Source organism: Pseudothauera rhizosphaerae (assembly GCF_004801305.1).
Classification (GTDB): Bacteria; Pseudomonadota; Gammaproteobacteria; order Burkholderiales; family Rhodocyclaceae; genus Pseudothauera; species Pseudothauera rhizosphaerae.
Window position 1 is genome coordinate 1 of record NZ_SSOD01000021.1, and the last position, 15,447, is coordinate 15,447.

Consider the following 15,447-nt stretch of genomic DNA (forward strand, 5'->3'; position numbering starts at 1 on the left):
GAGGCAGGCGGGTGGCAGCTTGGGCTCCCACACGTGCTTTGCGCACCCCGGCCTGGCAGCTTGCCACCCGCCGCTCTCACCCACGATCCTACGGGGTATCGCAGACACAAGCGGCCTTGGCCGCGATACGGCCTGTGGAAGAGCGACCGCCACAATCGCGGCCGAGGCCGCTCCTACAGGCGGTCAGCTCCGGTCCCGATCCTGGGGCTGCCCGTACCAACTGAAACGCTCCGTCACCTCGGCCATTTCCGCGTCGGACAGCAGCACCGGTTCGCCCAGTTGCAGGGCGCGCCAGTACTGTTCGCACAGCATTTCGAACTCGATGGCCAGCATCAGCGCGTGGGCGCTGTCGCGGCCGAACACCACCATGCCGTGGTTGGCGAGCAGGCAGGCGCGGCGGTCCCGGAGGGCGGCCAGCGCCAGGTCGGAGAGCGCCTGGGTGCCGAAGGTGGCGTAGCCGGCGCAGCGCACCGTGGGGCCGCCGAAGCGGGCGATCATGTAATGGAAGGGCGGAATCTCCGTCCGCCGGCAGGCCAGCGCGGTGGCGAAGGGCGGGTGGGCGTGGACGATGGCGCCGGCCTCCGGGCGGGCGGCGTAGATGTCATGGTGCAGCCGCCATTCGGAGGAGGGCGCACGCACGCCCTGCGGTGTGCCGTCGGGCGCCATGACCACCATGTCGGCGGCGGTGCAGGCTTCGGCCGGCAGGCCGGTGGGGGTGATCAGGTAGCTGCCGTCCGTGCCCAGACGCAGGCTGGCGTTGCCGGTGGTGCCCACGCTCAGGCGCTCCGCGCCCAGCACGCGGACGGTGGCGAGCAGGGCTTCGCGCTGCGGGAGGTTGGCGTCCATCAGGCCGGTACTTCCGCGGCCGGGAAGAGTTCGCGCAGTGCGCCCGGGGCGGCGATGCCGCGCTCGGTGACGATGCCTCGGATCAGCCGGGCGGGGGTCACGTCGAAGGCCGGGTTGATCGCCGGCGTGTCGTCCGGCACCTGGCGCAGGCTCTGCAGCCGGCCGTCCGCGTCCAGGCCGCTCACGCAGCGCACTTCGTCCGCGTCCCGGTCCTCGATGGGGATCGCCGCGCCGGCAGGGCAGGCGAAATCCAGCGTGGAGAAGGGCGCGGCGATGTAGAACGGCACGCCGGCATCCTGCGCCGCGAGCGCTTTGAGATAGGTGCCCACCTTGTTGGCGGTGTCGCCGTTGGCGGCTACCCGGTCTGCGCCGGTGATCACCAGGTCGGCCTCGCCCCGGGCGAGCAGGATGCCCGCCGCGTTGTCGGCGATCAGGCTGTGGGACACGCCCGCTGCACGCAGTTCCCAGGCGGTGAGCAGGCCCTGGTTGCGCGGGCGGGTTTCGGATACCAGCACGTGCACCGGGATGCCGCGCTCGTGGGCCGCGTACACCGGCGCCAGCGCGGTGCCGGCGCCGCAGGTGGCGAGCCAGCCGGCGTTGCAGTGGGTCATCACACGCACCGGGCCGGGCCGTCGCGCGGCGATCTCCTCGATCAGTGCCAGGCCGTGGCGGCCGATGGCGGCGCAGGTTTCCATGTCCTGCAGGCGGATCGCCTCGGCTTCCAGCCACGCCGCCTCGGCGCGGGCGGCCGGTGCCAGCGGCAGCAGGCGCGCGCCCATGCGGCCCAGCGCCCAGTGCAGGTTGACCGCCGTCGGACGCGTGGCGGCCAGGGTGCCCAGGGCCTGCTCCAGCGCCCGGTTGCCGCTGTCGTGGGTCATGGCGATGGCCACGCCATAGGCGGCGGTGGCGCCGATCAGCGGCGCGCCGCGCACCTGCATGCTGCGGATGGCGTGGGCCACTTCGTCGAGGGTCGCCAGACGGCGCAGTTCGGTACGGTGGGGCAGCAGGGTCTGGTCGAGGACGACGGCGCCGTCGCGGTCGCGGCGGATGGTGGAGATGGGCTGGGTGAAGGTCATGCGGACGATTCTATCAATTGCGGCGGGCGGGGGGCCGTGCCGGAGCACGGGTCTGCCCGGAGCGGGCGGCCATTTCCAAAGGCGCGCGGGCTCTGCCACAATCGATCGTCGCCGTTCCCGCCGGTTCCGCCGCCATGCCCAGCTTTCCCGCCCCCATCGTCTCCCGCCTGCCCACGGTGGGCACCACCATCTTCACGGTGATGTCGCGCCTGGCCCAGGAGTGCGGGGCCATCAACCTGTCCCAGGGCTTCCCGGATTTCAACGCGGAGGACCTGCTGTTCGAGCGCGTCGCCCACTGGATGCGGGCGGGCATGAACCAGTACCCGCCCATGGCTGGCGTGCCGGCGCTGCGCGAGGCCATCGCGGGCAAGGTGGAGGCTCTGTATGGCACCGCCTACGACGTGGACGGCGAGATCACCGTGACCGCCGGCGCCACCCAGGCGCTGTTCACCGCGGTGGCGGCGCTGGTGCACCCGGGCGACGAGGTGATCGTCTTTGAGCCGGTGTACGACTCCTACGCCCCGGCCATCGAACTGCAGGATGGCAAGGTGGTGCGCATTGCGCTGTCCGCGCCGGACTACCGGCCCGACTGGGCGGCGGTGGCGGCGGCCATCACGCCGCGCACCCGCATGATCATGATCAATTCGCCCCACAACCCCACCGCCACGGTGTGGAGCGCGGACGACATGGCCAGTCTCGCGGCGCTGACCCGCGGCACGGGCATCGTGGTGGTCTCCGACGAGGTGTACGAGCACATCGTGTTCGACGGCGCGCGCCACGAGAGCTGCGCCCGCCACCCGGAACTGGCGGCGCGCAGCCTCATCGTCTCCAGCTTCGGCAAGACCTACCACATCACCGGCTGGAAGGTCGGCTACGTGGTCGGCCCGCGCGAGCTGATGGCCGAATTCCGCAAGGTGCACCAGTTCAACGTGTTCACCGTGAACGCCCCGGTGCAGTACGCCCTGGCGGACTACATGGCCGACGCCGGCCGCCACCTGGGGCTGGCGGCCTTCTACCAGGCCAAGCGCGATTTCTTCCGCGACGCGCTGGCCGGCTCGCGCTTCGAAGTGCTGCCCTCGCGCGGCACCTATGTCCAGCTCGCGCGCTACCACGCTATTTCGGACGAGCCCGACGCCGCCTTCTGCGACCGCCTCACGCGGGAGGTGGGCGTGGCGGCGATTCCCGTGTCCGCCTTCTTCGCCGACGGGCGCGACGAACGCGTGGTGCGTTTCTGCTTCGCCAAGAACGAGGATACGCTGGCGCGGGCCTGCGAGCGGCTGCGCGGGGTGTAGGGCCGGCTTGCCGGCGTGCTAAACTGCGCCGGCTCATTCTTCCCTGCTCCGCCTGTCGCCGTGCGCAATCTGCTGCTTTTCATTCTCGTCGTGATCGTCGTCTGGTGGGCGCGGCGCGCGCTGCAGAAGCTGCGCGCACCGGGGCGCGGTAACGGCCCGGCGCGCGAGCAGGTGCCGGAACGCATGCTGGCCTGCGACCACTGCGGCGTGCTCGTGCCGGAAAGCGAAGGCGTACGCGAAGGCGACGCCTTCTTCTGCAGCGAAGCGCACCGCCAACTGGGTGCCAGGCGTCCCTGAATGAGCGAGAGGACGCTCGATGGAGGGCTGGACCAGGCCCGCCGTTCCTCGCTGCGCTACCTCAACCTGTTCCGCCTGATCCTGGCCGGGCTGTTCCTCGCCGCCGGCCGGGAGATGAACCTGGGCGGCGCCGCGCCGAACGCTTTCGTCGCAGTCTCCGCGGCCTATCTCGGCGCCGTGCTGCTGCTGGGCTTTCCCGACGCGGTGCGGCGCATCGGCTTCAACCGCATCGTCAACCTGCAGGGCATTATCGACATCGTGGCACTGGCCGCGATGATGTGGGCCAGCGGCGGCTACCGCAGCGGCATGCCGGTGCTGATGATGGCGGTGCTGGCCGGCTCCGGCCTGGTGTCGCGCGAACGCACGGTGCTGTTCCACGCCGCGCTCGCCACCGTACTGGTGCTGTCGGACAACGTCTGGCGTTCCCTGAGCGGCGGCACGCCGGGCGACTTCTTCCAGGTCGGCATGGCGTGCATGGGCTTCTTCGTCATCGCCATCGTCGCGCGCCTGCTCGCCCGCCGCGCCCAGGCCAACGAATCCCTCGCCGCCAGCCGCGCCGCCGAACTCGCCAACCAGCAGGCCATCAACGAGCGCATCATCCGCGACATGCAGGACGGCGTGATCGTGCTGGGGGCCGACGGGTACGTCCGCCACGCCAACCCGCGCGCCTCCGAACTGCTGGGCGTGGCGCTGGCCGAAGGCACCGCCCTGGCAGAGGCCGAGCCTGGCCTGGCCGCCTGCCTGCTCGACGGTACCTGCGGCAGCAGCGGCCTGCGCCGCCTCGGGCGGACCGGGCGCAGCGTGCGCTGCCGGGCCATGGGCGCCGGCGGCGAGGGAGGCGACACGGTGATCTACCTGACCGACTACGACGAGATCCAGCGCCAGATCCAGCAGCTCAAGCTGGCCGCACTGGGGCGGCTCACCGCCAGCATGGCGCACGAGATCCGCAACCCGCTTTCCGCCGTGTCCCAGGCTGCCGAACTGCTGGAGGAAGAAAAGCGCGGCGACATGCAGGCGCGCCTGATCCGCATCATCAACGACAACGCGCGCCGCATCGAGAACATGGTGCGCGACGTGCTCGCCCTCGGCCGGCGCGACGAGGTGATGCCGGACGCCATCGCGCTGCGCGAATTCACCGTCGCCCTGGTCGAGGAATCCTGCCTGGGCAAGGACGAGGAGCGCCAGGTCTACCGCGTCGAGATCGCCCCCTCCCTCACCTTCGCCGCGGACCGCTCCCACCTGCACCAGATTCTCGCCAACCTGCTCGTCAACGCCCGCCGCTACTGCAGCGGCAGCCCGGGCGCGGTCCACGTGTATGCCGAAGAGCCCGAGCCGGGCGCAGTGGCCCTGCACGTGGCCGACGACGGTCCCGGCATCGCCGAAAGCGATCGCGCCAAAATCTTCGAACCGTTCTTCACCTCCCATCCCAAGGGAACCGGGCTGGGCCTGTACATCGCCCGCGAACTCGCCGAAGCCAACGGCGCCGTGCTCGACCTTGCCGCGAGCAATACCGGCGCCCACTTCGTCCTGGCAGGCCGGAGCAAGCCATGAGCATTGAGGACCGCAGAAGCCGTCCCCCCGGCGTCGACGTCCTCGTCGTCGACGACGAGGAGGACATCCGCGAACTCATCGAACTGTCGCTGCTGCGCATGGGCCTGGCCTGCGACACCGCGGGTTCGGTCGGCGAGGCGCGCGAACTGCTCGACGCCAGGCGCTACCGCCTGTGCCTCACCGACATGCGCCTGCCCGACGGCGACGGCCTGGAACTGGTCGAATCCATCCAGGCCCGCCAGCCCGGCCTGCCGGTGGCCGTCATCACTGCCTTCGGCAGCATCGAGACCGCCATCCGCGCCCTCAAGCTGGGCGCCTTCGACTTCGTCACCAAGCCGGTGGAACTCAAGCGCCTGCGCGAACTGGTCGCTCACGCCCTGCGCGGCCCCGCAGAGGGCGGCGCGGGAAACGGCGGGCGCAACCTGGTCGGCCGCTCCACCGCCCTCGAACAACTGCGCGCCCAGGTCGCCAAGCTCGCCCGCAACCAGGCCCCGGTGTTCATCCACGGCGAATCGGGCACCGGCAAGGAGGTCATCGCCCGCCTCATCCACAGCCTGGGCCCGCGTGCGGCGGCGCCCTTCGTGCCCGTCAACTGCGGCGCCATCTCCCCCGAACTGATGGAAAGCGAGTTCTTCGGCCACAAGAAAGGCAGCTTCACCGGCGCCGCCAGCGACAAGCAGGGCCTCTTCCAGGCCGCCCAGGGCGGCACGCTCTTCCTCGACGAAGTCGCCGATCTGCCGCTCGCCATGCAGGTCAAGCTGCTGCGCGCCATCCAGGAGCGCGCCGTGCGCCCCGTGGGCGCCCACAACGAAGAGCCGGTGGACGTGCGCATCCTCTCCGCCTCCCACCGCGACCTCGCGCAACTGGTCGCCGACAATCGCTTCCGCCAGGACCTCTACTTCCGCATCAACGTCATCACCCTGCGCGTCCCGCCCCTGCGCGAGCGCCCGGAAGACATCCCCGACCTCGCCGCCCACGTCCTCACCCGCCTCGCCGAGCGCGAAGGCAGCGTCCCCCGCCGCCTGTCGTCCGCCGCCATCGCCCTGCTGCAGCAGCACACCTTCCCCGGCAACGTGCGCGAACTGGAAAACCTGCTAGAACGCGCCTGCGCCCTGTGCGAAGGCGATGAGATCGGCCCCGACGACATCGACCTGCACCCCACCGAAGGCCTGCTGCGCGCCCTGCCGCGCCACGATGAGCCCGAGGCCGGGGACGAAGCCGGCGCCGAATCCGACGACGAGCGCATCCGCATCCTGCGCATGCTCGACGAGACTCGCTGGAACCGCTCTGAAGCCGCCCGCCGCCTGGGCATGACCCTGCGCCAGTTGCGTTATCGGCTGCAGAAGTGGGGGATGGAGTAGTACGGGAAAGCGCTCGTGGCCCGGATGGGGCGCAGCCTAATCCGGGAGCGGCCGAGGGTTGAATTACCTCAGGGCAATGCTCGCAGACCTTCGTAGCGACGTGCTCTGCGTCGGCTACCTCACCGCGGATATCTCCGCGGGTGCCGCCCCATCAGCGCTACGGTCCCCGTCGCGGCTATGTGGACCTGGAAGGCCGGCGCATCGACATCCGTGCCGGCATCCACACCATCGCCGGCTACTCCGCCCACGCCGACCAGCGGAACCTGGTCCGCTTCATCACCCATATGCGGCACTGGCCGGCGGAAGTCCGGCTGGTTCATGGAGAACCCGCTGCCCATCATGCGCTGGCAGCAGTTATATCCGAAGCCAGCGGCGGCCAAGTACGGTGTTGGGTTTGAGAGGGGCAGCGAGCACCCGTCCCGAACCACTGTCGGACGCGCATCCAGATTGCCTGGTAGTCTCCTGGCTGCAATAATGCTCGCCAGTTCCTCGGCTATTCTCTTGTACAGACCATGCGACTCTCTGCCGATCAGCGACAACGGATTCGACGCGCTGCCGCCCGCACTCTCGGCGGTTCAGCTGCTGTCCGCGTGGTTCGATCGCACCAGGACGATAGTGCCCATCGAGATAGCCTGGACGTGTTAGGGGAACTGGATGGAGCGCCGGCCGAACTGCTCGACCTCGTGTCGGGCGCGTGCAGGACACCATGATGGATAAGCTCCTGCGCATCTTTCTGGCCGCGGCCGGTCAGCGGGCCGGACATGCGCTCAACAACCCTAACCTGGCCCAACGTTTTGGCTTTGTAGCCGCCCAAGACGCGTGGATGGGCATGCGCCGACTGCGTAACCGCTTGGTGCACGACTACGTCGCAAATCCTGCTGAACCAGCTACAGCACTTGCCAAGGCGCGCGAATTTGATTGTCAGTCACGTTGTCACCTTGGACTACGCTACAAAGAATTTGCCGCACGGAACGCATGCATGATCGAGCCCTGCTCCGTTGGCAGCAATGGGATCCATCCTTTTTAGGACTCTTGATCGTTCTATAGGTAGAGCCCTCTGCAACGCATGATCTCTAATTTCACAACGCACCGTTATCTGCTCGGCCAACTGATCCTGCGCGATGTGCTGTTACGCTACCGCGGCGCCATGTTCGGCATATTGTGGATATTCCTGAGTCCGTTGTTGATGCTCGCGATCTTCGCGTTCGTCTTCGGGCATATTTTCCAAAGCAGATGGCCCGAGCAACCGGAAGGGTTGCCTTTCTGGCTGCTGCTTTATTCTGGGCTGATCGTATTCAATATCTTCGGCGAGGCCGTCTCCCGATCCCCGACAGCCGTACGGGCGTATCCGAGTTACGTGAAGAAGATCATCTTCCCGGTGTACCTGCTACCCCTTGTGCCGCTCGGAACTTGCCTGATTCATGCCGGATTAAATTTATTAATTCTTGTAGCAGCGCTGGCCTGGACGGGACATCTTTCGAGCGGCATCCTGCTCGCCCCTTTGTTAATTCTACCCGTCCTGCTTTTTGCTACCGGCCTTTCGTGGTTTCTGTCCGCTTGGGGTGTGTTCATCAAGGACATGACCCAGATCGTGCCCTTGTTCGTGCAGATGACTTTTTTTCTTTCGCCTGTTTTGTATCCCGTTTCGGTCGTGCCCCCCGCTTTGCGTCCCCTGTACGAATACAATCCGTTGGGTGCGGTCATCGAGGCGATTCGGGCAGCAGTCTTCGGTATGCATATCTCCTGGGTTCCATGGATCGTATCTTTGATCAGCGGATCGATTGCCGCAGTGCTCGGTCTTGCGTTTTTCATGCATAGCCGCGATGAATTTGCTGACGCTCTCTGACAATATAGTCATCTCGGCACGGAATCTAACCAAGACTTATCGACTCTTCGATGGTCCCGGTGATCGCATCAAACAATTTCTGAGCCTCGGCTTAAGAAAATATCACAGCGAGTTTACTGCGCTGAATGACGTATCTTTTGATATTCGAAAAGGTGAGACGGTTGGTGTTGTTGGCCGGAACGGTTCTGGTAAAAGCACGCTGTTGCAGTTGGTTTGCGGTATTCTGAAGCCTACCTCCGGGTCGATCACCGTGAATGGGCGTGTTGCAGCGTTGCTGGAGTTGGGTGCGGGTTTTAACCCGGAGTTTACTGGAAGAGAGAACGTTTACTTTCAAGGTGCCCTGATGGGTTTTTCGATGGCGCAAATGGAGGAGCGTTTTGAAGCCATTGCCACTTTTGCAGGCATAGGACGTTTTATTGACCAACCTGTTCGCGTTTACTCCAGCGGGATGTTCGTCCGGCTTGCGTTTGCCACTGTAATTCACTCGGATGCCGATATTCTTATGGTTGACGAGGCGCTTGCCGTGGGAGATGAGAGTTTTCAAAGAAAGTGCTTTGAGCGGATCGAAGAGATCCTTGATCAAAAGAAGATGGTTATCTTCTTCGTTAGCCATAATATCAGGCAGATCGAACGGATCTGCTCACAGGTGTTTTGGCTCGACCAGGGCAGCTTGCGTCTTGGCGGAAAGTCGAACGATGTATGCAATGCGTACCATAATGAGATCATCAAGGATGTGCACGCACAGCAGGTAGAGCGGAGCGGGGCATATAATTGTACGGCTTCTGGTGAGATTGACGTTATCGACATATCGATGTCACATGCCGATACGAGCGATTGTGTTGACGAAGTCGTCATGCACGGTAGCGCGGTTGTGAGTATCAGGTTTCGCTGCCATATACCTGTGACGTCCTTGGACGTAATTGTCGGATTTCATACTGCAGATTCAGTGTATGTTGTGTCGACAAGCTCGTCAGCAGTTCTCGGTCAATCCCGTGATTTCGAGGTAGGTGAGCACATCGTGGAATGCACTGTTCCAGACATGGTCCTGACTCCCGGCGTATACTATGTTCGTCTCGCTTTCTTGGATGGCTACCGCAGGAACATCTGGGACGGACATCGGCTGCATGCTTTCAGGGTTGTGGCAGATTCAGCGGTTAACGTCATGCGGATGCCGCAGCTAAGCCTTGTTGACATACCTTTTCAGTGGTCTTTTAAAGACCCTATGAGTGTCCCCAAAGAAAATTTCCAAGTGTAGCTGATTATGCATCACACCCAGAGTCTGCTGAGAATTGCGTTCATTACCACGGTTGATCGTAATCCGGGCGATGCATTCATTCGTGCGGGCATCGAGTACCTAATTCAGCAGCATATTCCGTACTATCGCGGAATTTACGTCGATAAGCATGAATACCTCGGTGCGCCGACCCAGGGCGGTGGTGGGTCGTTATTCGCAAGTATGGGCAGATTGCTTGGAAAGGGAGAGCAGGGGACGGAGGACCCGTTTCTTAGTGCGGATCTGGTGGTCCAGGCAGGAACGCCTTTTTATTACATTGTGCCGGACGCGGACGGAGCCTACGAATCTTTTTCCAGCAGTCTGACTACGGGCTGGATTGGCGAGGTATGGCTGAAACGTCTTTTCTGCCTTTCTTCTCCGCCGCCCCTTCTCAATCTCGCGGTGGGCACATGCCAGCCTTTTTTCAGTGATGCGTTGGAGTTCGAGCATAGCCCGGCTTTGCTGGATTTCATCCGCAGGACAGTTGATCTCTCTCGGCTTACAACCGTCCGGGAAAAGGTGGCAGAGCGTCTCCTGGAGCGCTGTGGACTGCAAACCCACTGCCTGCCTTGTACTGCTATCTTTGCCGCAGACTGCCATCGCATCTACCCGGAGAAGCCTCGCTTCGTCTGCCTGAACTACATGGAGGGGGGGGCTCACTACAATCTTGGGCAGAAGATAGACAGTGATGGCTGGCAGCGTGCATTCCAGGAAATCCACAGGTTACTAAGCGGGCAGTACCCAGTTGTCGTGATGTGTCATTCTCCTGGAGAAGTGTTGAAAGTGCGCTCGTTGCTGCCGGATGCGGATACCTTTTTCTCGCCTAACTACGAGGACTACCTTCACATGTACGCGAAGGCGAGGTTCGGGGTGGTGAACCGGGCTCATAGCGCCATGGTGCTGGCAGGACTTGGGCGCCCTGCGGTTGTTGTGGGGAACGACACCCGGGTGAGGATGGCGGAGTTGATGGAACTGCCGGTAACCTTCGTTAACGAAGCGACTACTGACAGGATAATTGCTTGGTGTACGGATTTTGCTGCGCGCCCAGACGCATGGAGGGAAAGGCTTTGCGCCATCAAGGTCGCGAGTCGGGAAAAATACCTTCAGCTTCTCGGAGCGTGTTTGGAAGACATCGTTGAGAATGTGCAAGGTGGGGAAGGGTACCTGCGTAGCGACTCCACAAAGACAGTTCATCGCCGTTGAATAAATTGATTGTCGTTAACATCTTACGCCGAATAAACCGGCTCCCACTTAGTTTTGAGCATCAGAAAAAGCTTTGCACTTTTTCTTGCATTGCTTTCAGCGCTCCGATGCTGCTTCGTCTCTTCACAATAAAACTGTACTTGAGATTTTTCCGTTCAGAGGCTGAATTAATCGGGGTCTCTTTGCTTGCGCATATGGGGGACATTGTTGCATCCGAGCCTGTCATTCGCCGACTGCGAGCGGATAACCCGAAGGCTTTCATCGTTTGGTTTGTTGGCGCTCCCTACATCGAAATTCCAAAGAATCATCCTGATGTCGACATGGTGATAGGGTTGAAAACTCTGTCGGAATGGATCGTAGTGAGAGGTTTCTGTGCGTTAGATCGGATTATTGATCTTAATCTGTCAGGACGTACATGTTACGTTTGTAGGGTGACTCTTGTAAAGCCAGAAGATGATTCTGGTATAAATATAGAAAACTATTACCTGATGGGTAACCTGCTCACGGTCATGCTTCGAAGCGCTGGATTGCCTGCGTTCGATGAGGGGCCGAAGCTCAATATTCCATCGATGGTATTGCGCGATGTAGACAGATTGACACTCCCTGCACGATTCATATGCATACACGGACTATCGAACGAGAATGCACGGAATTGGAGTGCGGCCAAATGGAGGGAACTTGTCGATAACCTAACTCGGGAACGTGGGTATAACGTCGTCGAGATCGGTCTCGAATCCGTACTTGGCGATTTTGCGCATCCTCGTTACACCTCGTTGTGCGGAAGGCTCTCGATTGTGGCTACGGCCGAGGTTATTCGACGGGCTGATATCTTTGTTGGTGTCGATAGCGGTCCTGCGCATCTTGCCAACGCGGTTGGTGCTTACGGGATAGTTCTCCTCGGCAAGTATCGTAATTTTCCTGCGTATATGCCTTATAGCGGAGATTATGGATGTGGCAGTAATGCTACGATACTTAGATACGATGGATCTCTTGATGAGATGCCAGTGAATATGGTACTTGCCGCATTGAATACGCATATGGAGCTCCGTTCTGAAGTGGCCGTAAAGGCGGGTTAATAGGACAACGAGGTCTCTGGATGCGGCGAAAGGGAGTCGCGTGGTCTGTTTGCACGTCAGTATAGATTCGCAGTCGGGCATCTATCAGGGGATAAAGAAAGTGAAGAATGAGCCATGGGCCGAAGCTTGGACTTGAGAAAGCGCTTGTATCGGCATCTGGGGCCACTCGTGCGCGTGCTGAGGGGAAAGAAGGTCCTGTTCAGTTCCCGTGGCCATTGCCTTACTTGCAGGAGAGACGTCACATTCATTGCAACTGGCCCGTGGCTGCGAGATCACCTGCTGTGTCCGGATTGCGGAAGCAAGCCGCGGGAACGGGCCTTGATGCGAGTGCTGGAGATGTTCTTCCCTGATTGGGCGGAAAGAGTCATCCATGAGTCGTCGCCCATAGATCGCGGCGCGAGCGTCAGACTTGGGCGGGAATGCGTTCGCTATATTCCTTCGCAGTTGTTCGGTGACATGCCGCTCGGTGAGCAGAGGAACGGCGTGCGTTGCGAGGATCTGCGGCAGATGACATTTGCTGATTCGAGTATCGATCTGCATGTCACTCAGGATGTCATGGAGCATGTTTTTGAACCGGAGAAGGTGTTTCGGGAGATCGCGAGAACACTCAAACCGGGCGGGGCTCATGTATTTACGGTGCCTCTTGTCAACAAACACCGACCCTCCAGAACCAGGGCGGTAGTGGGTACAGACCGACAGGTCTCTCATCTGCTGCCACCGGTTTACCACGGCAATCCTGTCAGCTCGGACGGCGCGCTGGTTACTGTAGATTGGGGCTTCGACATCTGCAGACATATCTACGAGGCGTCTGGTTTGTTTACCCAGATCGTGCATATCGACGACCTCAGTTACGGCATACGAGCTGAGTACATCGAAGTCCTTGTTACTGTCAAACCAGGTAGCGATGATAGAAAAGAGTAACGCCGTTACGGGAGGCGCCATAGGTACCGCGCCGGCTACCTCATCCAGAGAGGCGGATGAGGTGCGGCTTGTTGCTTTTTACTTGCCCCAGTTTCACCCTATACCAGAGAACGACGAGTGGTGGGGGCGAGGCTTTACGGAGTGGACGAATGTCAGCCGCGCGGAGTCGTTGTTTCCCGGGCACTGGCAGCCCCACCAGCCGGAAGAGCTGGGATTCTATGACTTGAGGCTGCGCGACACGCGTCGCCGGCAGATCCGTTTGGCCAAGGAACATGGCATCGACGCATTCTGTTACCACTATTACTGGTTTTCGGGGACTCGGCTTCTGCATGAACCACTGGATGACATGCTTGCAGACCCCGCCAGTGATATGCCCTTCTGTCTCTGCTGGGCGAACGAGAACTGGACGCGGCGCTGGAATGGCGGTGATCAGGATATTCTGATCGCTCAAAAGTATGCTCAGGACGATGCCGAAAGGTTCATCGGCGACATCGCCCCTTTTCTTCGAGACCGGCGTTATCTGAAGGTTGACGGCAAGTCCCTGCTCATCGTCTACCGCCCCCAATTGATACCCGATATCCGAGCCACGGTGGCGGTGTGGCGACGTCATGCTGTGGCTCTCGGGCTCGGCGACATTCATCTGTGCGCTGCATTGACCTTCGATAATCTGGATTACGCCCAGTTCGGATTCGACAGCGGTGTAGAGTTTCCGCCGCACAACCGTACCGTGCTTGGTGTGCGTGAGGTACACGAATTGATCAATTTCTATCGATCATTCGATGGTAAAGCAATGCTTTATCATGATTTGGCCAACGCCTATTTGTCGCGCGACGTGCGGGGCGCGAAGATCTTTCGTGGCGTGTTTCCATCGTGGGATAACACTGCCCGTAGCCGTAATCGTGCTCTGATCTTCGTGAATGGAACTCCCGGAAACTATGAGTACTGGCTCTCGGCGACCATGAGCCGGATGTGTGCTGAGCAGGTTCCGGCGGACCGCTTGGTATTCATCAACGCGTGGAACGAGTGGGCGGAGGGGTGCCATCTGGAACCTGATCAGAAGTACGGGCGGGCATTCCTGGAGGCCACGCTCAGGGCAAAGCGGGGGCTTTCGATGCTGAAAGATTTTCCTGACAAAGGGATTCCTGAGTGTGTAGCTGGTGGGGTGAGGGCCTTCCTGGTAGATATGGGGAGTCTGTTTAACAAGCATGGCGCCTACCTGGTTGCCAAGTTTCATAAGAGACTCAGGTCGATTCTGAGTCGCAACCCGTGCTTTAAGTCCTTCCTGAAGTCGTCGCTATCGCGGCTCAGTCGTGGTGATCGGTCTTGAGTCTGCCTGTCCATATTGTCGTCCCCGTGTATCGCGGCATAGAGTTGACCCGGCGATGCTTGGAGAGCCTTGCTGCGTCTGGTTTGCCGTCGGATTGTCGAATCACGCTGATCAACGACGCCTCGCCCGAAACTGGCATGGATGAAATGTTGGTGGCGTTCGTTGAGGAGGTAACTTTTTCCGGGCTGTCACGGGGTGCCGGTGTTGACCGTCCAGCCTGGGAATTGCTGCGTAACACGGTCAACCTTGGCTTTGTGGCGAGCGTCAATCGCGGTATGGCACGCTGGCCGGAGCATGATGTGGTACTCCTTAACAACGACACGGAGGTTCCGTCCGGCTGGCTGCAGCGTTTGCGTAGTGCTGCATACCGAGGGGGCCGCACTGGCACGGTGACACCGTTTTCGAATTGTGGTTCGCTAGCAAGTTACCCGAAACCGAACGTGGAGAACGCTTTGCCGGCAAACCTTTCGCCGGATCGACTCGATCGCTTCTTCGGGATTGCGAATGCGGAGGCAACCGTCGACATACCGATTGGGGTTGGTTTCTGCCTGTTCATTCGGCGGGACTGCCTGAAGGACACCGGTGCTTTCGACGAGGAGACCTTCGGGAAGGGTTATGGTGAAGAAAACGACTTCTGCCTGCGTGCCGCGCAACGAGGCTGGGCCCACGTGCTGGCGGCAGACTGCTTCGTATACCACCGGGGCCACGGTAGCTTCGGCCATGAGAAGGCAGTGCGGGTCAGGCAGGCCTACGGCCTCTTGGCTGAGCGCTATCCGCACTATCCTGCACTGATCCAGCGCCATTTTGCTGTCGATCCGGCCCGCCCCTTCCGGCTCCGCACGGACCTCGTTCGCCTTGCTAACGGCACGCCCAGCGTCCGTCTTGTAGTGGGCGTGGCGCTCCCGGCCGCAGATCGGCCTGGGCATGACGAGACTGTACCGCTACTCCATCTGTCGGGGGGGCGTAGCGGATACTTTATCCTGCAATGGCTCAACGAAGGAGAAGCCTTCAAGCTGTGGTTCCGCTTACCCGGCGAGTGGGAGAATCTGCGCGAGCTGCTGCTCGCCATCCCTATCGCGGATGTGCGGGGTAACGATCCGCCTTGGCTTGTGCAGGAATTGTCCGCGCTGACGGGGGTTTCAGGCCGCGTACCGGTTTCGGCGCGATCACTCGATCTCGTTGCACTGCACGGCCTACCGCGGTTCAGGGGCTGGGCGGCGGTGCGGCAGACTTTGGCAACGTTGGTACAGCGCTCGGCCGGTTCACGCTTGCTGAGCCCGTTTGTGGCTGCCTTGCCGGAGGCAGTGAGGGAGCGCTTACGGCATTGGGTCAGGACGAACCGGGCATGAGCGGGAGGTCGGTCCGCCAAAGGGGTGGC

At 61.7% G+C, this 15,447-nt stretch carries 15 protein-coding genes; 13 read left to right on the top strand and 2 right to left on the bottom strand.

Features of this window, described 5'->3' with window-relative positions; all coding sequences use genetic code 11:
* Positions 1-183 precede the first annotated feature (183 nt).
* Positions 184-846, bottom strand: a complete 663-nt coding sequence (locus E6O51_RS19415; protein WP_136386679.1) for a class II aldolase/adducin family protein — start codon at positions 844-846, stop codon at positions 184-186.
* Complete coding sequence (gene mtnA, locus E6O51_RS19420) at positions 846-1,922, bottom strand: S-methyl-5-thioribose-1-phosphate isomerase (RefSeq protein ID WP_136386680.1); 1,077 nt, start codon at positions 1,920-1,922, stop codon at positions 846-848. The genes E6O51_RS19415 and mtnA overlap by 1 nt, the downstream gene beginning before the upstream one ends.
* 134 nt (positions 1,923-2,056) lie before the next feature.
* Between mtnA and E6O51_RS19425 the strand changes: the two genes are divergently transcribed.
* The 13 genes from E6O51_RS19425 to E6O51_RS19485 all read left to right on the top strand — a co-directional run bounded on the left by E6O51_RS19425 (position 2,057) and on the right by E6O51_RS19485 (position 15,418).
* Positions 2,057-3,214 (top strand): pyridoxal phosphate-dependent aminotransferase, encoded by a 1,158-nt coding sequence (locus E6O51_RS19425; protein WP_136386681.1) that lies wholly within the window; start codon positions 2,057-2,059, stop codon positions 3,212-3,214.
* A gap of 60 nt (positions 3,215-3,274) precedes the next feature.
* On the top strand, positions 3,275-3,511 hold the full coding sequence (locus tag E6O51_RS19430) for a PP0621 family protein (protein WP_136386682.1): 237 nt from the start codon (positions 3,275-3,277) through the stop codon (positions 3,509-3,511).
* On the top strand, positions 3,512-5,062 hold the full coding sequence (locus tag E6O51_RS19435; RefSeq protein WP_136386683.1) for a sensor histidine kinase: 1,551 nt from the start codon (positions 3,512-3,514) through the stop codon (positions 5,060-5,062).
* Positions 5,059-6,423, top strand: coding sequence for a sigma-54-dependent transcriptional regulator (locus tag E6O51_RS19440; protein ID WP_136386684.1), 1,365 nt, complete (start codon positions 5,059-5,061; stop codon positions 6,421-6,423). Before E6O51_RS19435 ends, E6O51_RS19440 begins: the two co-directional genes overlap by 4 nt.
* A gap of 140 nt (positions 6,424-6,563) precedes the next feature.
* Positions 6,564-6,821: an MBL fold metallo-hydrolase RNA specificity domain-containing protein gene (locus tag E6O51_RS19445; protein WP_230976859.1), complete on the top strand. Its 258-nt coding sequence runs from the start codon at positions 6,564-6,566 to the stop codon at positions 6,819-6,821.
* 308 nt (positions 6,822-7,129) lie between these two features.
* Positions 7,130-7,450, top strand: a complete 321-nt coding sequence (locus E6O51_RS19450) for a hypothetical protein (protein ID WP_136386685.1) — start codon at positions 7,130-7,132, stop codon at positions 7,448-7,450.
* A 39-nt stretch (positions 7,451-7,489) separates the two neighbouring features.
* Positions 7,490-8,269, top strand: coding sequence for an ABC transporter permease (locus tag E6O51_RS19455; RefSeq protein ID WP_136386686.1), 780 nt, complete (start codon positions 7,490-7,492; stop codon positions 8,267-8,269).
* Positions 8,247-9,524, top strand: coding sequence for an ABC transporter ATP-binding protein (locus E6O51_RS21955; RefSeq protein WP_168735343.1), 1,278 nt, complete (start codon positions 8,247-8,249; stop codon positions 9,522-9,524). Before E6O51_RS19455 ends, E6O51_RS21955 begins: the two co-directional genes overlap by 23 nt.
* A 6-nt stretch (positions 9,525-9,530) precedes the next feature.
* Entirely contained in the window at positions 9,531-10,745 is a 1,215-nt protein-coding gene (locus E6O51_RS19465) for a polysaccharide pyruvyl transferase family protein (protein ID WP_136386687.1), read from the top strand.
* 107 nt (positions 10,746-10,852) lie between these two features.
* Positions 10,853-11,821, top strand: coding sequence for a glycosyltransferase family 9 protein (locus tag E6O51_RS19470; protein ID WP_136386688.1), 969 nt, complete (start codon positions 10,853-10,855; stop codon positions 11,819-11,821).
* A gap of 321 nt (positions 11,822-12,142) precedes the next feature.
* Entirely contained in the window at positions 12,143-12,742 is a 600-nt protein-coding gene (locus E6O51_RS19475; protein WP_211091469.1) for a class I SAM-dependent methyltransferase, read from the top strand.
* Positions 12,726-14,069, top strand: a complete 1,344-nt coding sequence (locus tag E6O51_RS19480; protein ID WP_136386690.1) for a glycosyltransferase WbsX family protein — start codon at positions 12,726-12,728, stop codon at positions 14,067-14,069. Before E6O51_RS19475 ends, E6O51_RS19480 begins: the two co-directional genes overlap by 17 nt.
* Positions 14,066-15,418 carry a glycosyltransferase family 2 protein gene (locus E6O51_RS19485; protein WP_136386691.1) on the top strand — a complete coding sequence of 451 codons (1,353 nt, stop codon included), beginning with the start codon at positions 14,066-14,068 and terminating at the stop codon, positions 15,416-15,418. The genes E6O51_RS19480 and E6O51_RS19485 overlap by 4 nt, the downstream gene beginning before the upstream one ends.
* Positions 15,419-15,447: the final 29 nt, after the last annotated feature.